Origin of the sequence: Providencia sp. 2023EL-00965, assembly GCF_033550225.1 — a bacterium.
GTDB classification, from domain to species: domain Bacteria; phylum Pseudomonadota; class Gammaproteobacteria; order Enterobacterales; family Enterobacteriaceae; genus Providencia; species Providencia manganoxydans.
On sequence record NZ_JAWUEH010000001.1, the window covers coordinates 383,102 to 402,280 of the forward strand.

At 38.8% G+C, this 19,179-nt stretch carries 14 protein-coding genes; 4 read left to right on the plus strand and 10 right to left on the minus strand.

Going from position 1 to position 19,179, the window contains the following annotated elements:
• Positions 1-36: 36 nt before the first annotated feature.
• The 4 genes from SC428_RS01755 to SC428_RS01770 all read right to left on the minus strand — a co-directional run bounded on the left by SC428_RS01755 (position 37) and on the right by SC428_RS01770 (position 6,864).
• The gene (locus SC428_RS01755) at positions 37-2,163 is read right to left on the minus strand and encodes an ATP-dependent helicase (RefSeq protein WP_318705713.1); all 2,127 of its coding nucleotides are present in this window, start codon (positions 2,161-2,163) and stop codon (positions 37-39) included.
• On the minus strand, positions 2,148-4,175 hold the full coding sequence (locus tag SC428_RS01760) for an ATP-dependent endonuclease (protein WP_318705714.1): 2,028 nt from the start codon (positions 4,173-4,175) through the stop codon (positions 2,148-2,150). The genes SC428_RS01755 and SC428_RS01760 overlap by 16 nt, the downstream gene beginning before the upstream one ends.
• 442 nt (positions 4,176-4,617) lie before the next feature.
• Positions 4,618-5,502 (minus strand): 4Fe-4S binding protein, encoded by an 885-nt coding sequence (locus SC428_RS01765; protein ID WP_318705715.1) that lies wholly within the window; start codon positions 5,500-5,502, stop codon positions 4,618-4,620.
• 189 nt (positions 5,503-5,691) lie between these two features.
• A complete protein-coding gene (locus SC428_RS01770) occupies positions 5,692-6,864 on the minus strand; it encodes an anthrax toxin-like adenylyl cyclase domain-containing protein (RefSeq protein ID WP_318705716.1) in 1,173 nt (390 codons plus the stop codon).
• A gap of 314 nt (positions 6,865-7,178) precedes the next feature.
• Between SC428_RS01770 and SC428_RS01775 the strand changes: the two genes are divergently transcribed.
• From SC428_RS01775 to ydeE, 3 genes are all read left to right on the plus strand, one after another.
• Positions 7,179-8,336, plus strand: a complete 1,158-nt coding sequence (locus tag SC428_RS01775) for an iron-containing alcohol dehydrogenase (RefSeq protein WP_070927978.1) — start codon at positions 7,179-7,181, stop codon at positions 8,334-8,336.
• 48 nt (positions 8,337-8,384) lie between these two features.
• The gene (yghU, locus tag SC428_RS01780) at positions 8,385-9,224 is read left to right on the plus strand and encodes a glutathione-dependent disulfide-bond oxidoreductase (protein ID WP_318705717.1); all 840 of its coding nucleotides are present in this window, start codon (positions 8,385-8,387) and stop codon (positions 9,222-9,224) included.
• A 289-nt stretch (positions 9,225-9,513) separates the two neighbouring features.
• On the plus strand, positions 9,514-10,707 hold the full coding sequence (gene ydeE / locus SC428_RS01785; RefSeq protein ID WP_272579838.1) for an efflux MFS transporter YdeE: 1,194 nt from the start codon (positions 9,514-9,516) through the stop codon (positions 10,705-10,707).
• A gap of 26 nt (positions 10,708-10,733) precedes the next feature.
• Here the strand turns inward: ydeE and SC428_RS01790 are convergent, their stop codons facing one another.
• The 6 genes from SC428_RS01790 to SC428_RS01815 all read right to left on the minus strand — a co-directional run bounded on the left by SC428_RS01790 (position 10,734) and on the right by SC428_RS01815 (position 18,103).
• Positions 10,734-11,894: an MFS transporter gene (locus SC428_RS01790; protein WP_318705718.1), complete on the minus strand. Its 1,161-nt coding sequence runs from the start codon at positions 11,892-11,894 to the stop codon at positions 10,734-10,736.
• A 201-nt stretch (positions 11,895-12,095) separates the two neighbouring features.
• Positions 12,096-12,749, minus strand: a complete 654-nt coding sequence (locus SC428_RS01795; protein ID WP_070927973.1) for a Crp/Fnr family transcriptional regulator — start codon at positions 12,747-12,749, stop codon at positions 12,096-12,098.
• 22 nt (positions 12,750-12,771) lie between these two features.
• Positions 12,772-14,040: a NupC/NupG family nucleoside CNT transporter gene (locus SC428_RS01800; protein ID WP_318705719.1), complete on the minus strand. Its 1,269-nt coding sequence runs from the start codon at positions 14,038-14,040 to the stop codon at positions 12,772-12,774.
• 19 nt (positions 14,041-14,059) lie between these two features.
• A complete protein-coding gene (locus tag SC428_RS01805; RefSeq protein WP_070927969.1) occupies positions 14,060-15,307 on the minus strand; it encodes an adenosylhomocysteinase in 1,248 nt (415 codons plus the stop codon).
• 266 nt (positions 15,308-15,573) lie between these two features.
• The gene (ada, locus tag SC428_RS01810; RefSeq protein WP_070927967.1) at positions 15,574-16,638 is read right to left on the minus strand and encodes a bifunctional DNA-binding transcriptional regulator/O6-methylguanine-DNA methyltransferase Ada; all 1,065 of its coding nucleotides are present in this window, start codon (positions 16,636-16,638) and stop codon (positions 15,574-15,576) included.
• 280 nt (positions 16,639-16,918) lie between these two features.
• Positions 16,919-18,103: an MFS transporter gene (locus SC428_RS01815; protein ID WP_140180064.1), complete on the minus strand. Its 1,185-nt coding sequence runs from the start codon at positions 18,101-18,103 to the stop codon at positions 16,919-16,921.
• 175 nt (positions 18,104-18,278) lie between these two features.
• Between SC428_RS01815 and SC428_RS01820 the strand changes: the two genes are divergently transcribed.
• Positions 18,279-19,178 (plus strand): LysR family transcriptional regulator, encoded by a 900-nt coding sequence (locus SC428_RS01820; RefSeq protein ID WP_180737793.1) that lies wholly within the window; start codon positions 18,279-18,281, stop codon positions 19,176-19,178.
• The last annotated feature ends 1 nt before the right edge of the window (position 19,179 follow it).

Consider the following 19,179-nt stretch of genomic DNA (forward strand, 5'->3'; position numbering starts at 1 on the left):
AATCACTACTATATAAAGGGATGAGTATAGTGGCTCTCACAAATCAACATGTACAATATTGTCGAAGTAATTCTCTATATTTACTAAATCATCATCACTATCAAGAAGCATTACACAGCGTAAGTTTTTCTTTGCTCTGGAGCATGCCACATATAGTAGTTTTCTTGTGAGAGCTTGCCTAACAGGATTACTTGTTTCCGACCTAAAGCAGCTTGCAAAATCATACTTAGACCACTTGAACTCGTCTAAAACCACAATAACATTTTCAATTCCTGTTCCTTTAGTTTTATGCATTGTCATAAAATTACTATCATCACTTTCATATTTATAAAATGCTAATACTTCGCTAAAGCTCAGAGCATCACCAAACAATCCAGAATAGAACCTCTCGATTTTAATATCTTTACTCAGCTGCTCGTAGTGCTTTTCAATCATTTCAATAGTCAAATCAGTGTGATTATTTTTTTTAACATAATCACACATCTGATTTATTGAATTACATCCAGATTGTTGTAATTTTTTAAAAGCAATAATCTTGCTATCTTTATTAATTCTTTCCAGCTCACTCTCTTTGCGTTTAAGGTAAAACTTATGGCTTTCAGATAACGAAATCAGCCCAGTTTCAATGGCTCGGCTCATAACAGTATAGGCAGGCTCATTAGACGTAGATAACTCCTGTAGTATATGATGCAAGCCTCTTTTGTCCTGCTTGGTTTTAATAAGGAATCCTTGTTTTTTCAACAGCACTATTAACTTGTTGTATGAGCGTTTATCATCCTTTGAACTATTAAAAAGCTGTAATAATTTAGTAAGCTGATCAAATTGAAGCCTATCAAGGTTTTTTTTAATTCTGTCTCGTGCATCAGAAAACCTATCATCAAACAACTCATACAAACACCCAAAACCAGCATCACTCGCAACCGATTTATTGGGCAATTTCAGTAACACATGCTCTCCAATATCAGCTCTCGCAAAAATAACTAAATCGTCCAGTCGCCTCGAAATATCCTGCTCATATTCCTTCAATTGCTGGTCATACTTATCTTTCGCAATTAAGTAATGATTTTTAATTTCATCAGTATCTCCTTTTTTAGGCAAGGCAAGTTTTTCAGGTTCTGGAGGCTTTACTGAGTAGCAAAAAACAGCAGAACCCTCCCGCTCTTCAATCGTTTCAATGATCCCATCAATTTCCTTCAACGCAACTTTTTGAATCAAATTATCAGAGCGAAATTTATTCGCTACATCGATGACTTGAGGTGAACAACGAAAATTATCTTCTTTCTCAATTAATGTTAATTTTCCATCATTGATAAATTTTTTTGCTGATCCTATCCCTCCTTCATAAATTGCTTGCTCACTATCACCAAACAAACCTATGGTTAGCCCTGTTTCAGGAGTAGAATAAATCAATGAGTGAATGATATTTTCGCTGGTATCTTGGTATTCGTCGATAAATACACAGTCATATTTATCACGAACTATTTTCCCCAAATTTGGATATTGAGAAAATAGCAGCGAAGCTATTTTAATAAGGCCGTCATGACCAAACGTGGCATTTTCAAAGTTGTCAAATCGCGAATCATTATATCCAACATCATTAAAATGGTGCTGTTTGATAGCTTCTCGTATTGCTTTATTTAGCTGTTCAATATCATTATTCAATAATGCGTTGTATGCACTAGGATCTTTGTCGTATTCACGTTTTCCAGTAACTTGCCCTGTATCTTCTTGTAATATGCGAGAACGTTTTTTAGCTAAGGATCTATGCTGTGCTTTAAATCTCTTATATTCTTCAGTCCTTCTTATTTTATCATCACCATTGTAATGCTCTATACTCAACTCCTCGAATAGAGGAAGACAGAATAACTCTGGTAGTAATTTTAGAAGATTACGTTTATATGGTTTTATAAGTCTGCTAATAAACGAATGAATTGTGGATACTTCAACTTCTGCCCCCACACGCCCAACTATTTCATCAGCAGCTTTATTAGTATGGGTGATACAAATAATTTTCTTGTCAGGGTAATTTTCAAGATAAAATTTGACTGTTTTTTTTAATGTATCTGTCTTACCACTTCCAGCCCCTCCCTGTAAAACGAAAGACTGCCCAAGAGCTATACATTCTTGTATTTTTTCTAAAGGTAACATTACTGACTTATCCATTTTAGTCTCTCATTAATATACTCTGGTGCATCCCAATCAGCCTCTCCTGTAAGACATAAATAAAGCAATGATGCTGCAAAGTCAGATTTTTTATTAATTACTTTATTTGTCAATTCATAGATATCCGTCATCTCTATTGTTGCAATCATATCCTTATTCTTGAGGCCTAGAACTTCACACTCAGCACAGACCCTTTTCAATTTAGCTTTATTAGAATTGAAAAATGCATCCTCAAAAGATCTGGCTTGATAACTATTTTCCTTCGTTTGATAAACAACCTTTACACAACTAGCAGTTTCAGCTAATTTCCCACATTTTAGTTTGTTAAACCATTCAGGAAATTGAGGATCTTTCAGGTCAGGAGCAGAAAAAAAATGCTTCAGTGTTTCATTACTGGTATGTGATGACTCTGAAACTGGGCATGCCACATATGACGTTTTGTCTTGACCATTTTTATCTGATTTTACTTCTGACTTTGTTGAATCAAGATCTGTGACGATTAGTGACTTTATACCAATAAATTCTAAAAATGGAGCAAAAGCTTTAGCGTTTGCACCAGCTTCTATTATTGAAATATTTTGCGAAGATATTGGTTGGCTTCCTTCATCACATTTTTCATCATACTTTTTGATAAACCAAGGTAGCAAAATCCTCTCGGTTGTCCCTTCAATAAAAATTGCCTTATCAGCAAAGAATAGCTCTGCATTTTGAATCTTAAGGTACTGCTCTAAGAATTTGTATAAATTTGCACCATTCTCATTACCTTGTTCTTCTTTATATTTTTTAGCAAGTTCAGTATGAAAATTTTTAAATTCGACATTTGAATTTTCATCCTTCAAGAGGTATCGGATATTATCAAAGTCAGAATTAGCAACTATATAGGATGAATGGGTAGTAATAATAGCCTGTAGTCCTTTTATTTCGTTTACTACCTCTCGGATTTTTTTTGAGAAAATTGATTGCATTTGAGGATGCGTATGTGCCTCTGGCTCTTCTATAAATAACAAATTAATGTCTGATGAAGACTCCTCGAACTCCTTTCTCATCATCTCAATCTGAAGCAAGAGATATAAAATATTTAAATAACCAAGTCCATTAAGATTTTCGGGCAGATGTTCTTCTGCTGTCCCATAAATGACCTTAGAAGAAGAACCTATTAGAGAGCTCGCTTCAATATTCGAAATTACCTTCAAACTATCCAAATTGAGAAAGTTAGCCGCACTTGATAAAAAACCACTAAAGACATTCGAATACTGCGTTTCTAAATCATTATCTATATCAATTAATGCCATCCTAACTTGTTCAAGTCGTTCATCATTTGAGTCGTTTAATTTCTTAAAAAACTGAGTTGTTACCGCAGATAACGGGCTCTTACCTGTTTCATCTGAACTGGCGACATTTCTTCTGGCATGTATTACTTGAAAATTGAGGAGATTAGAAACATCCTTAAACTCTTTTTCTTCTAATTCCTCTCTGTTGTGAAGATAATAAGGCTCATTTCCTTCGTATCCCGAATCATCATAGGCGTATATTGATGTTTTTATAAATTTACTGAAATTTCTCTCTATAAAATTTCTTTTTTCAGTAATATATTTAGCATCATCTATACCTTCTTTTTTGATTGGCATCCGATGAAGCAAAGCATCTCGCTCTAGGCGTGCTTCAAACATAATGTTGATAATTGATTTATCTGGTTCTAAATCTAACATAAAATTGGAAATATGCTTTAGATCATCTTCATCCGTATACTCTACAGATATACATAGCCTTATGCTCAATTCATCTATATTTGTTTCCTCAGATATTTCGTAGAGCTTATTTCTTACAGAAACAGGCAAGTCACTAAAGTTAAATGAAGGATTTGGCTTCGATAGAAATTTTTCGAGTAAAACTACAAAAGATGTTTTACCTGTGTTATTTTTTCCTACTATCAAGGTTAGGCCATCTGTCATATCTAATGAGCTATTTTTAAGTAGCCTAAAGTTTTCAACTTTTATACTTTTTATTTTCATAATTATTCAACTCTAAATACTATTGTCTCAGACTGTGATTATGAACTACTTACATAAGGTAATTGTTTCGTCAATTATTGATTATATTATTAACGCATAGCGACTATTCAATAAAGTATATTTTCCTTTACTGATAAACATTAGCAGAACACTGAGAGCTTTTCTGTTAGTGATGTCATATTTAAAATAATAATTGGAATTTATTTTATTTTTACTATAAGTAAAATTTATTTTTATACGTTATCAATAAAATATGGCTATTTCTTACGATTTATACCGTGTGATTTAATCACTACAGATATAATATAGTGTCCCTAATAACTCATGAATAAATATCTTATCTAGATGCCAAGCAATTGGCGAAAAATATCCTTATTCAGGTTACAAGCTGAGCTAGCACTGAATAACTTTTAACGAAATCGTTTTATCGCGGTCTTATAAATTATAACCAGCCCTGTTTTTTATGTTGTATACAAATTGGGCACAAACGCTCATTTTGCTGCCAAGCAGAGAAAGGCAATCGACATCGCTCACAATGCGCATCGTAGTATTGGAAAGTAACGGATTCACTGTCTTTTGCTACATGCGGTTTAACTTGGATCGATTTAGGAAAACAAACCACCTGACAACTCATACACCCTGTACAACGTTTTTCATCAAAATTAAATTGATGATCGCCAAAAGTAATCGCTTGCTCATCACAAACCTTGGCACAAGCCCCACAAAGAATGCAACTTTCCGGATCTAACTCAATATGAAACCAGCTGTCTTGCGGATAGAACTGCTTACGTGCATTGAGTCCTGTACGCACTTGCCCTTTATTTAAAGGTACCTCGTCTAACTTTTGTCGGAAAAACATTAAACGACGACCACTATCTACCTCAGGTGGTTGCGTCATGATCAATTGCCAAACAGGCTCTTGAAGTGTTTTAAGTTTTAAGTTAAGCGCCGCTAATACAGGTAACCATTTATCAACTAACGGTTCCGCAATTTCTATACCATCGATTTGATATTGCTTATGCCAAACCAGTAGCTCTTCCACGCTGGCTAAAGGTTCATCATGGCTGATCACTAAATGATTGTTCTGATAGGTACGTTCATGGGGAGAAATGTTATCAATCGCATCAACAGGACAAGAAAATAAGCAATTGCCACATTGATAACAGAGTTGATTATTGATTACCGCATCCATAGTATCAAAGGTAATCGCATCGACAGGACAAACTTGTGCACAGCTGTCACAAACGCTATTTTTGAGGCGTTTTCTTACACATTTATCATTGATAACGGGTTCAGGTGGAAGCTCCACACGAATAAAACGCCTCATATAACTAAACTCCATGACCTAGCAACAAACAAAATAACGCTTAAAACCGATAAATATCTTAACATGCTTTGATTAGGCAGATCAGTTGTCAAATCAAATCATCAGTAAAAACAAGTAATATGCTGTGAATACAAGCGGGCTCAGGAGGCGTAGTCCCCTCTATACCACTTGCGTTCGATAATCATTATTTTATTTATTAAGAGAAAACTTTCGTTGCGCTTGGTCGAAGCTCGGCCTTCTCACCTGTGGCAACTCTTTTTCCCATAGTGGATTAGTTTTAATATGATATCCCTCTGCTTTCGCTGCTTTGACCAGCTCAACTAACTCTTCTTTAGTATTGATCATGCACAATGGGTCAAAGTGACCTATCTTTCGGGGTAACGCAAAAGTTGCAGGGAAATTAGCCTCTAATTCACTAACTGGATTAGTCGCATCAATGCTGTGATGTACCACTTTTTCACCGTCACCAACCAATGCTTGGTTGATCAATGGGATCATTTCACGAACACGTAACGAAGCATTTCCAATTTCTTTATCTTCATTTTTATAAAAATTCTGCGGATCTTTATAGTATTGAAATAACGCTGAATCCGTTGAGGTGCGACGATACTGGCTAAATCGACGTAAGAAAACTTCATGGGCTACATCTTGAATTGGTAGATTATCTTTTACGCCAAAATCCTCCAAACAGGGGCCAATCAGTAACAAATCATAGTCCGCTGTCAAAGGCAGTGTCGATTGTTTAGGTGAAAGTACTTGTAGCTGTTTTCCATGGTAAGAAACAAGGTATCTCTGATACCCAACGTCCCATTTAGCTTCAAATTGATACGTTTGAAGACTTGGCGCTGTTGCTGTGAATTGGATAATGCCATCTTCATTTTCAAGTGACAGAGAATCAATGGCTTTGAGCTGACATAATGTATGTAAGCGATCATAAGTGACCGCCAATGGCACTGACTCAGCATGCTGTTCTGCAATGCATTGTTCAATCAAACGATTGTATTTTTTTATTTGTTCAGTTGATTTATTTTCTAATTTACTAAACCGCTGATCGGTACAAATCAACCCTGCTTGAGCCCCCCATGAAGCACTTTTTCCTTTAATATGAAAGCTTTTAGTAGGATACCCTGCGGCAATAAGATCTGTGGCTAGTCGATCAACAGGTCGAATACCGATAATACAGTTTTGCGTTTGTGCAACAGCTTGTAAAGGATCTAAATGTGTACTGACAAGTCCTGACGTTTCACTGACCTTTTTAACCAGTTGATCTATATGCTCACCTTGTGTGGATTCTACTGTTTGGTGGTTTAATGATGTTTCTGGTTGCAATAGTAATATTGGTTTATTATTTAATTTAATCATTGAATTCTCCTTATCTACTCATTTTTCACCATTCCTTTTTACTCGTAAAAATAAAATTTTCACTTAATAATTTTGCAGCACCAATAACTACCTACAACTAACAATAAATACCCAATCATTAATAATTATAATTATTTATAAAAAATCGCATATTGCGATAATACAAATTTACTTAATATATGTAGAATATAGCTAGGTTAGTTATTTGATTAGTGCATTCAACTGCCTAATGATCTCATTAAGCTTTTCTTCATCGTTAAGAACATATTGACGAGAAGGATCCTACTCCTCCCATGCTGAAATAAGGTCTGTACATGAACAATTTCGAATTTTATAACCCAACCCGTATTGTATTTGGTGAAGGAAAAATCGTTGAGTTGAACAGATTGATCCCTAAAGAAGCGAAAGTATTGATTCTTTTTGGTGGCGAAAGTGCCCGTAAAACAGGCACATTAGATGAAGTAGAAAAAGCACTTGGTCACCGCCAAATTGGCCTATTTGGCGGCATCGAAGCCAACCCACGTTATGAAACATTAATCAAGGCTGTCGAACAAATTAAGCAAGAAGGCTATGACTACCTATTAGCTGTAGGTGGTGGCTCAGTGATTGACGGCACCAAATTTGTTGCCGCAGCTGTTAATTTTGAAGGTGATAGCTGGGACATCTTGACCAGTGGTGGTGCAAAAGTGACCTCCGCCCTACCTTTTGGTACCGTTTTAACGCTACCTGCAACAGGATCTGAAATGAATAAAGGTTCTGTGATCACACGTGAAGCGACACAATCCAAACGGGCATTTATGCATGATAGTGTCTATCCACAGTTTTCCATTTTAGATCCAGTAAAAACTTTTACACTTCCACCACGCCAAATCAGTAATGGTGTTGTGGATGCATTTGTCCACGTAATGGAACAATATTTAACCTATCCCGCGAATGCGCCGGTACAAGACGTATTTGCTGAAGGGTTATTAAAAACCTTGATTGATATTGGTCCTAAAGCCTTAGCCACCCCACACGACTACGATATCAGAGCGAGTTTAATGTGGACTGCCACACTGGCCTTGAATGGCTTAATTGGTGTTGGTGTCCCTCAAGACTGGTCGACGCATATGTTAGGCCATGAGTTGACCGCGTTATATGGTTTAGACCATGCACAAACACTCGCTATTGTTTTACCTTCTATGTTGATTGAGAAATTACCACAAAAACAAGCTAAACTCGCTCAGTATGCTGAACAAGTATGGGGAGTTCATGATGGTTCAGATAAACAAAAGGCATTACAGGCCATTGAACTAACACGCGAGTTTTTTGAACGCATGCAGGTCAAAACACGTTTAAGTGACTATAACCTTGGTCAAGATGTTATTGAGCCGTTGATCGAGAGTTTGACGAAAAATGGTATGACCGCGTTAGGTGAACATCATGATATTACACCTGAAATCAGTCGCCGTGTTTATGTTGCATCCTTATAAATCTTACGTTCCTACCTCATCTGGTGGGAACGCTAATTAGGAGATAAAATGAGCAATTCAACCTATACGCCACCTAAAGTTTGGCATAGGGAAGCCGGTAATGGCGGTAAGTTTGCTAATATCAACCGCCCTATTTCTGGTGCAACACATGAGAAAGAGCTGCCTATTGGTAAGCATCCATTACAACTCTACTCTTTAGGAACACCAAACGGCCAAAAAGTCACCATCATGTTAGAAGAGCTACTTGAATTAGGTATTAAAGAAGCTGAATATGATGCTTGGCTCATTAATATTGGTGATGGTGATCAATTCGGTTCTGGGTTCGTAGAAATCAATCCTAACTCAAAAATTCCTGCTCTCGTTGATAGAAGTGGTTCTCAGCCCATTCGTGTATTTGAATCAGGTTCGATTCTGACCTATTTAGCCGAGAAATTTTCTACATTTTTACCAACCACCCAACCTGAACGTGCAGAAACGTTGTCTTGGCTATTTTGGCAAATGGGTTCAGCACCTTTCGTAGGTGGGGGGTTTGGACACTTCTTTGCTTACGCACCAGAAAAATTTGAGTACCCAATCAACCGATTTGCCATGGAAACGAAGCGTCAACTCGATGTGTTAGATAAACGTTTAGCCCAAAATCAGTTTGTAGCAGGTGAACATTATTCTATCGCTGATATCGCTATCTGGCCTTGGTACGGTGCTTTAGTCAAAGGTTGGCAATATGATGCAGGCGAATTCCTGAGCGTACATGAATATAAACATTTGATACGTTGGGCTGATGAAGTCTATGCACGTCCGGCTGTACAACGTGGCCGCAGGGTAAATCGCTTACAAGGCGATCCTGCACAACAAGTGCGTGAACGCCATGATGCCAGTGATTTACGATAACCCAATCTTGTTATAATCTCCCATCAAGCCTTACACTGTAAATTGTAAGGCTTGATGACCCTTAATGCGTTCATGCATAAAAAAACAGCAGTAGGATAATCTAGAAAAATAACTACTTACATACTATTTTCTATCTTTAAAATCGTAATCCCAGATAGGTATGATGGAATATTTTGTTTTTCTATTTTTTGATTTTCATAGCACATAAGCGATTTCCAGTGACCACAAAATTCGGTAGTTTATATCTATAATCACAACATCATAATAATAAAATCTGGATCGTGAGTTCATGTTGTCAAAATCAAATATCTCAAATAGTGCCTTACTCTGTTCGTCACTGCTATTGACCATTGGGCGCGGCGCAACATTGCCCTTTATGGCAATATACCTCACGCGACAATATCAAATGGCAATTGATATTGTCGGATTTGCCATGTCATTAGCCTTAACAGTCGGTGTACTGTTTAGCATTGTATTTGGTATTTTGGCTGATCGGGTCGATAAAAAGCGCTGTATGCTTATTGCTATCATCGCGTTTATTTGCGGTTTTATTGCCATTCCACTCACTAATCATGCGGCATTAGTGGTAGTGTTTTTTTCACTGATTAACTGTTCATATTCTGTATTCGCCACCGTATTAAAAGGTTATTTCTCAGATACATTACCAATTAATATTAAAGCTAAGGTCTTCTCACTTAACTATACCTTCCTCAATATTGGTTGGACTGTTGGCCCTCCAATAGGCACTTGGCTGCTCATGTATAGTATTAATTTACCCTTCTGGCTAGCAGCCGTGTCCGCAGCATTGCCCATTTTCTTTGTGCAACGTTTTGTACAAAGTGTAAAGCCGTTACAAAATACAGAAGGTAAATCCGTTGTGTGGAACCCGATGGCAATGCTCTACGATCGCGCATTGGCTTGGTTTATCTTATCTACCTTTCTCGGATCATTAGTGTTTGGCTCGTTTATGACTTGGATATCACAATATGTGATAACCGTTGCAAACAGTGATTTTGCTCAATCCGTTATCGGCGTTATTCTTCCTGTGAATGCAATTGTCGTAGTGACCTTACAATATGTTGTGGGTAAACGTTTACATCGCGATAATTTAAAGCGTTATATGACTATTGGAACGGTATTTTTTGTTGCTGGCTTAGCAACGTTTATGCAGGCAGGTGAAAATCTTTATCTATGGGCGTTTGCTTCGTTTGTGTTTACTTTAGGTGAGATTATTTATGCGCCTGGTGAATATATGCTAATTGATAACATTGCTCCTGAAGGCATGAAATCGAGCTATTTTTCTGCACAAGCACTTGGCTTATTAGGTGGCGCCTTTAACCCCATGTTAACAGGGGTTGTTTTAACTGAATTCCCACCTAAAACTATATTTATCATATTGATGGGAGTCACCGTTTTGGCCTGGATGAGCATGCTAAAAGGGATGAGTGTAAAGCCCAAAAGTCCGTTGAAAATTGAATCATGACACTTAAGGGTGAAAGCCTATAACGCTCACCCTTCTTGGTTTTTCCGCATGGAAAATAAACTGATTAACAATGCGCTAACAAGTATGATTGCCACCATCGCCCCCACTTCTTTTAACCCAAACTGGTTCAATAACCATGATAAAAATGGCAGCATTGTAAATAAGACAATATTATTCAAACTCTCTGAAACGGCTAGCACCTGCCCTTTATTTTCACCACTTTCGGTGGCAATAATACTTGCACTGAGCGGTGCGGCCATTCCTAGAAAATTGCCCCAAATAAATAAAATAACTATCGCTATCAACAAAGAATAATTGGCCATCATGAATACAATGATTGCAATAGACATCAAGGTCACCACAGATAATAATCGTTGATGATTATTATAGAGAATTTTACTAAGCGATTTAACTTGCCAATTCCCTACCAATAAGCCAACCCCAAATGCACTGATCACCATGCCAATCACCGCGCTATCAATCTTAAATTTATGGCGTAGTACTTCACCAGCTAATAGAAAAACACTAACCGCAGAGCCATTCCATAGGGCCTTTGCTCCAACAAGGCGTATTAGTTTAAAGTCACGTAACCAGCGAAAACTGGCTTGTTTTTGCCGAATATCGTAGGGTTGATGACTTGGCAATATGCGATATGCACAAAACCACACGATAAAGCTGCCGATTGCAGTCATGATAAATGGCACATACCAAGCAGCATACTCTGTCAAAACGCCTGCAAATACTGGCCCTAATACAATACCGAGTGTCATACCCAACATGGCCTGCCCCATTGCGACAGGTTGCTGTGACGATGGCACAATGTCTGCAATAAGCGCAAATACGGTGGGAACAATAATCGCAGATGCTAAACCACCACAAATACGAAAAATTAACGCAACACCGAAGCTCGGTGACACAATTATTGCCAAACTATCAATGGCAAATAAAAGCATCCCCGCTAATAATAACTTTCGACGATCAACACGGTCTGAAAAATAACCTAGTACTGGCGCGGTAATAGCATAAGTTAATGCATAAGCAGATATTAGCCATGATACTTGAATAGGATCGACGGAAAAGACTTCAGCGAGAGGCGTTAATGTCGCTGATAACATAAATTCAGTGGTACCCACCAAATAAACCGCAGCGGCGAAAACCAATAATAAATAGCGTTGAGATAACATCATTAACCTTATTCGTAGATAAAAAGACAATAACAAACCCGCCGCTAGCAAAAGCTACAGCAAAGAAATGGAATGTTTTTTTGGAGTTTGGAATTTAAAACAGAAGGTAATACTGGACGAAAAAAGAGGTAAAAAAGGAGATTTATAAGAAGAACAAATGTAGATATATCAGCATATAAAAAGATATTATCAGTGTCAATAAACTTAGTTACTTAGCAGTATAATTTGACCTTCCTGTCGGATCATACCCTGCTCTTTTAATTTAAACAGCACTTTATCCAGATGGCGGCGTGAAGTACCTAAAATCGCGGCAAGCGTTTCTCGTGGTAGGCGAATTTGATGGCTTGAAATCTGCGTCAATATATACAACAGGTTTTTTTCGATTGAATCCACTGCGGTCATTAAGCGCTGTTCGCCATTAATCAGTGAGCGTTTGGCTAATTGACGATTCAATAAAATAGATAAGCGATGATCTTGCGACAACCAAACTAAAAAGCTGTCAGTTGGTATACGGATCACTCTTGCATCTGTTAATGCAATGACGTCATAACAGTAGTGTTTTTGCTGACACAGCGCTTCCATTTCCCCTAAGAATTCCCCTTTATAACAAAAGGTTAATGCTAACTCTTTACCATTGTCGGCGAGTTTGTTTACCACAAACTCACCTTCAATAATAATATAGGTATATTGATTTTCAGTGCCTTGTTGGATCAGCTTATAGCCTTCTTGTAAGTGAATAGTACAAAAAGTATTCTTAACTGAAGGTGGCGCATGACGAAATAGCCAATCCACATCGGGCAATAGCTCTTGTTCACTAAACTTCAGCCATAACTCACGAAAAGGCGTTTCATCCATCATAGTGCCACCATTTAATAGTTAGTTAACCTAAAATTAATCCAGCCACAGCACCATTCATTAAGTTAGCTAAAATTGCTGCACCAAATGCTTTAAATGCGATGCTTGTTAGCTCCCCTCTGCGCTCAGGGCACATTGCACCAATCCCACCTATCGCGATACCGATAGTACCTATATTAGTGAAACCGCACAGTGCAAAAGATAAGATCACTTGTGTTTTCGCACTGAGAGCCTCACCTGTCGCAGGTAGAATCGAACCATCCAAATAAGGCTGTAGATTAGCATAGGCAATAAATTCATTGAATAATACTTTTTGCCCTAATAGTTGCCCTGCAAACTGAGCCTCCTGCCAATCAACACCTAGCAGCCAAGCAACAGGTGAAAATAACCACCCGATCAACTGAGTGAGCGAAACCTCATAGCCCGTGAAACTCGTGGCCCACATCATAATTCCATCAAACATCGCAATAATCGCCAGCAATGCCAGCAACATACCTGCTATGTTTAATGTCATACTAACACCGACGCTAGCACCTTGAGTCACCGCATCAATACTATTACGGTACTCTGATTTTTCCCCTTTCATGGATGTTGCTGTCGTGTGCTTATCACTATTTTCTTTGGTTTCAGGGAAAAATATTTTTGCAAATAATAACCCTGCTGGCGCAGACATAAAAGATGCAGCAAGAAGATACTCAATTTTAACGCCATATTGCGCATAGCCCAATAATACAGTCCCTGCAATAGAGGCTATCCCACCGACTAAAATGGTGAAAAATTCTGATGAGGATAGATATTTCAAATAGGGACGAATAACCAGCGGAGCCTCAGTTACCCCCAAAAAAATATTCGCAGCAGATGACATAGATTCTGCACGGGAAGTCCCCAATAAACGGTGTAATGCCCCCCCAATCAAAATGATTAGCTTTTGCATAATACCGATATGGAACAACAAAGCTGACAGTGCTGATAAAAACACTAAAACAGGCAATACTTTGAATACAAAGATAAATCCGTCAGCACCTAGCAGATCAAACATTTTATCGGTTGCTAAGCCGCCGAGCAAAAACTGCGTTCCTGTTTGGGTATAGTCTAATAATGCCGTGACTTTATCTGCCATCCACATCATAACCTGCTTGCCCACAGGAAGGTAAAGCATGCAAAAGGCAAAGGAAAATTGCATTAGCAATGCGATGGAAACAAGCCGCAGACTGATCCTGCGGCGGTTGTTCGAACATAGGTAGGCAACCAATAAGATGACTGCAATACCCAAAAGGCTATTCAGTATCGACATCAACGTCCTCCGCCTGCTTTTATTTCAGCTCAAACGCATTTAAATACTGATATTGCCTATCACTGAGCATATCGAAAGAAACACCCATATCTTGCAATTTCAAACGTGCTACTTCGCTGTCGATTTCATCAGAAACCGCATAGACTTTGTTTTCAAGATCATGTTTTAACAAATACTCAGCACCGAGTGCTTGCAAAGCAAAGCTCATATCCATGATTTCTGCGGGATGGCCATCAGCACAAGCAATATTCACTAATGCACCACGACCGAGTAAATAAACCGTACGGCCATTTTGTAGACGATATGCTTCGATATTTTCACGTGCTTCAAACGTTGAAATAGCGATCTCTTGTAGTGCTTTAAGATTGATTTCATCTTCAAAGTGACCAGTGTTACTGATCAATGCACCTTCTTTCATTAAATTAAAGTGAACATCAGTTAATACATCACAGCAGCCTGTTGCAGTGACAAAAATATCCCCAAGTGGTGCAGCGGCTTCCATTGTCATCACCTCAAAACCATCCATTTTGGCTTCCAATGCTTTAATTGGATCAATTTCGGTAATGATGACTTCAGCGCCGAGACCTTTAGCACGCATCGCACAGCCTTTACCACACCAGCCGTAACCGGCAACCACCACTTTTTTTCCTGCAATCACGAGATTCGTTGTGCGCATTATGCCATCAAATGTTGATTGCCCAGTGCCGTAACGATTATCAAACAAGTGCTTTGATTGTGCGCCATTAATTGAAATAACAGGGAAATTTAACTCAGCACTTTTTTCTCGGGCCATTGCGCGCAATACACCCGTGGTTGTTTCTTCACAAGCACCAATCACGTGATTAGCATATTCAGGGTAAACGCTGTGCAACTCATGCACCAAATCACCACCATCATCAATCACAATGTGTGGCTCACAAGCAAGGGTCTGCTTAACAAATTGTTGATATTCTTCAGCACTTGCACCATGAATGGCAAACGTATTGATGCCATTTTTGACTAGAGCCGCGACAATATCGTCCTTGGTTGACATTGGATTACTACCTGTAACAGAAACTTTTGCTCCTCCAGCCGCAAAGACTTGAGCCAGATAAGCGGTCTTCGCTTCAAGGTGAATAGAGAGTGCGATACGTTTTCCTGCGAAGGGTTTTTCTTGTGTAAAGCGCGCTTCAAGAGCACGTAACAGTGGCATATGGGCGCGTACCCAAGCAATTTTTTGCTCACCTGCTGGTGCTAACGATAAATCTTTGTAGATACTGGTGACCATCATATATTCCTTTTCGTGTTGCTTTAATTGGAGCAAAACATACAAAAGGCTTGATGGTCACAATAGGTCATTTGCCCATATTAGGTTGGAAAAGTGTTAACGAGATATAATAATTACAAACAATAGTTAGCTACGGTTATTTTTTAAACTTAGGCAACTTGTCTTCAATGGTCGCTTTTTATTCGTATTAAAAACAGTAGAACAGCGTTCAAACACAATAATTCACTCAAATAATTAATGGTGCAACAAAGATTAACCATTCCTAATTATTTGTTGATGGACTCCTTATCCAATAAACTGCGTTTACGCGCTATTCCCCAACGGTAACCAGACAAAGAGCCGTCATTACGCACAACTCGATGACAAGGTATAGCAACCGCTAACATATTGGCAGCACAGGCTCCCGCCACCGCCCTAACCGCTTTCGGATCACCAATTTGCTTAGCAATATCACTATAGCTTACGGTTGTTCCGACAGGGATCGAACGTAATGCTTGCCAAACTCGCTGCTGAAATGCGGTACCTCTAATATCTAAGGGTAATTTTAACCCAATTTCAGGCGCTTCGATAAAACCAATAACTTGTGCAACAACGTGTTCAAATTGATGATCTCCCCCAATCAGTTCGGCTTGAGGGAACTTATCTTGCAGATCTTGTAATAAACGCTCCGGATCATCGCCTAATAAAATGGCACAGACTCCAACTTCACTTTGAGCCACTAAAACATCCCCTAATGAACATGCCGCTAATGCAAAGTAAATTCTTGAGCCATCTCCACCCGCTTTCCATGCGGTAGGTGTCATACCTAGACGTTCAGTAGACGTCTCATAGAAACGACTATTGGAGCTGAAACCCGCATCATATATTGCATCAGTAATACTCGGTTGCTGTTGTAGCTGCCGCTGTAATTTTCCATGACGATATGCGATTGCATAGGCTTTAGGTGTTAGCCCTATGAGGTTTTTAAATAGACGATGAAAATGATAACGACTGATCCCGACAAAAGCCGCAATCTCATCCAGCTTGGCATTACCATTATTTTGTTCAATATATCGACAAGCTTGAGCTATTTTTTGTTGGTAAAACTGTTCTAGTTGTGGCGCCTGCTTATTACTCCGTTTTCCTGGACGATAACCCTTATCTAGCGCTTGCTGTTCATTATCAAAAAACTCAATATTATTACGATTAGGTAAACGACCCGCTGCTGATGGATGGCAATAGATTAAAGAGCTACGCACGCCATAGACAAAATAACCATCAGCTGACTTATCACGTTCAACAACTGCTTGCCAACGTGCCTCATCGTTTAACCATTTATTTGTTGTTGTCATGATAATTTACTCCATCTTGCTTGTGATGGTGTCATTATTGAGAAGATCATCCAACCACAAACTCCATCTCTTGCTTTTTAATTCACAAATTATTTCGTCTCCAATTCATGATGACAGTAATAAAGCTAACCCTGTTAATTATAGGAACTCGTAAATTAGGGATAAACTATCTTCGGCACTAAGCCATAGACTACAGCAGCAGAAACGCTCGGCCTAGCCACCAAGAACAAGAGCTAAACCAAGCGATTAATGAAAGACAACGCCTTAATAAACAGTCCGTTTAATCCGAAAGACACGCCACTTGTTGTAGAGCCGCTTGTTTGGAATGTTGACGTACTTTGATCCACAGAACGAATATTCCTAACAAAGCAACCACCGTCCCCATATAACTGACCATTGCGTAACTGAAGCCATTAGCAAGCACACTGGCACCAATCATCGCACCGATCGCGTTTCCTAAATTAAATGCGCCAATATTTACAGAAGAAGCTAGGGCTTGTGCACCAGTAGCTGCTTTCATGACCAATATTTGCAATGGAGGTACAATACTGAAGCTGAAAATACTCCAAAATGCTAAACCAATTCCAGCCCCAATTGGCGTCGTCCCAATAATTGGGAAAATAGCCATACTCAACGCCAACATTGCGAAGAAAGCAAATAATGAACCATATAATGATTTATCTGCAAACAAGCCACCAAGATAGTTACCCACAGTCAAACCAATACCAATAATCATCAGCATCAATGTCACCATTTGATCTGATGCATTAATAAATACCATCAACATCGGTGTTACGTAGGTATACAAAGTAAACATTGCACTAGCGCCGAGCACAGTACTCAACATGCCTAACATCACCTGTGGCTTGCGTAAAATACGTAACTCTTCCCGCACATTCACACTTTTACCTGTTAAATGTTTTGGTAACGCTAAAACCAAGCTGATAATGGTGACGAAACCAAGTACTGAGATCAGATAGAACGCTTGTCGCCAGCCAATCACTTGAGTCAATTTCGTTATCAAAGGAACACCACCTATACTGGCAATGGTTAATCCCATAAACATAGCGGCAATCGCACTTGCTTGTTTACTCGGTGGAACAACACTTGCAGCCACAATGGCACCAATCCCAAAAAATGCGCCATGATTTAGACTGGTCACAAAGCGAGAAAGTGACAGTGTCACTAAATCAGGTGACATCGCCGATAATAAATTCCCAACAGCAAATATAGACATTAAAAAGATCAGTGCATACTTAGGTCGATATTTGACTAAAATTAATGTCATGACTGGAGCCCCTATCATGACCCCCAACGCATAAATAATCACGATCGCGCCGACCGAAGGAATCGAAACATCCAAATTATCGGCGATGTAAGGTAACATCCCCATAGGAGAAAACTCGGTGACTCCAATAGCAAAAGCACCGACAGCTAATGCGAGTAACGCTGTATTGATTTTCATAATTGACCTTATTAGGCACAATAATTCCGCATAGCATGTTGACTCAGAGGCATTGTGAATTATTGAGCATAAAAATATTTGTTTATTGAATCATCTGATGGGGCAAGATTTTTCCACATTGATATGCAATGAAAAAGACGTTAAGGTGGAAAAAACTTTTGCGGAAATTGCAAAAATGAAGATCACGTTTGAAGAGTTGCAAGTATTTATTAGCGTTATTGATTGTGGGTCGATAACCGCAGCCGCAGAACAGTTAAACCTGACGATATCCACCGTGAGTAGAGCATTACTCAGACTTGAAGAAAAAATGCAAACCACCCTTGTTTATCGTACAACGCGTAAAATTAAACTCAGCGATGAAGGTGCCGCATTTTTGCAAAAATCGCGAGAGATAATTCAATTGGCTCAAGAAGCCGAAGAGATGCTCTCAACGCGTCAAAGTATCCCTTCAGGGAAATTGCGCATTGATGCATCGACCCCATTTTTAACTCGCGTCATCGCCCCACTCATTCCATTATTTAGTGAACAGTATCCACAAGTCGAATTAGAAATCACAAATTTTGAAGGTTTTACCAATTTATTAGAGAAAAAAACCGATGTTGCCTTTCGTATTGGTGAGTTGAAAGATTCATCACTGAATGCAACCTTAATTGGTTATAGCCAACGGCGATTACTTGCTAGCCCCACATACCTAAAAAAATATGGTGTCCCTACCCGTATCGAAGATTTAGCTAATCACCGTTTATTAGGGTTCACCGCGCCTGAGTCATTAAATATATGGCCACTGAATATGGACGATGGGACTCCACTTAAAATTACACCCGATATTTCAGCCTCTAGCGGCGAAGTGTTGCTCCATTTGGCGCTCCACGGCAGTGGGATCTTACTTTCTTCTGATTTTGTCAGCTATGAGGCGCTTGCCAATGGTGAGTTGGTACAAATATTAACTGCACAGACCAATAAATTAAGGCAACCAATTCACGCTGTCTATTACCGCAATCAAGCTGTTTCGCCACGATTACGCTGTTTTATTGATTTTGTGAAAAAACACAGCAGCCAAATTGAAACACACTAAA

What these genes read in the sequence shown, in the direction of transcription:
- SC428_RS01755 (WP_318705713.1), bottom strand. Translation starts at nt 2,163, where the DNA reads ATGGATAAGTCAGTAATGTTACCTTTAGAAAAAATACAAGAATGTATA.
- SC428_RS01760 (WP_318705714.1), bottom strand. Translation starts at nt 4,175, where the DNA reads ATGAAAATAAAAAGTATAAAAGTTGAAAACTTTAGGCTACTTAAAAAT.
- SC428_RS01765 (WP_318705715.1), bottom strand. Translation starts at nt 5,502, where the DNA reads ATGAGGCGTTTTATTCGTGTGGAGCTTCCACCTGAACCCGTTATCAAT.
- SC428_RS01770 (WP_318705716.1), bottom strand. Translation starts at nt 6,864, where the DNA reads ATGATTAAATTAAATAATAAACCAATATTACTATTGCAACCAGAAACA.
- SC428_RS01775 (WP_070927978.1), top strand. Translation starts at nt 7,179, where the DNA reads ATGAACAATTTCGAATTTTATAACCCAACCCGTATTGTATTTGGTGAA.
- yghU (WP_318705717.1), top strand. Translation starts at nt 8,385, where the DNA reads ATGAGCAATTCAACCTATACGCCACCTAAAGTTTGGCATAGGGAAGCC.
- ydeE (WP_272579838.1), top strand. Translation starts at nt 9,514, where the DNA reads ATGTTGTCAAAATCAAATATCTCAAATAGTGCCTTACTCTGTTCGTCA.
- SC428_RS01790 (WP_318705718.1), bottom strand. Translation starts at nt 11,894, where the DNA reads ATGATGTTATCTCAACGCTATTTATTATTGGTTTTCGCCGCTGCGGTT.
- SC428_RS01795 (WP_070927973.1), bottom strand. Translation starts at nt 12,749, where the DNA reads ATGATGGATGAAACGCCTTTTCGTGAGTTATGGCTGAAGTTTAGTGAA.
- SC428_RS01800 (WP_318705719.1), bottom strand. Translation starts at nt 14,040, where the DNA reads ATGTCGATACTGAATAGCCTTTTGGGTATTGCAGTCATCTTATTGGTT.
- SC428_RS01805 (WP_070927969.1), bottom strand. Translation starts at nt 15,307, where the DNA reads ATGGTCACCAGTATCTACAAAGATTTATCGTTAGCACCAGCAGGTGAG.
- ada (WP_070927967.1), bottom strand. Translation starts at nt 16,638, where the DNA reads ATGACAACAACAAATAAATGGTTAAACGATGAGGCACGTTGGCAAGCA.
- SC428_RS01815 (WP_140180064.1), bottom strand. Translation starts at nt 18,103, where the DNA reads ATGAAAATCAATACAGCGTTACTCGCATTAGCTGTCGGTGCTTTTGCT.
- SC428_RS01820 (WP_180737793.1), top strand. Translation starts at nt 18,279, where the DNA reads ATGAAGATCACGTTTGAAGAGTTGCAAGTATTTATTAGCGTTATTGAT.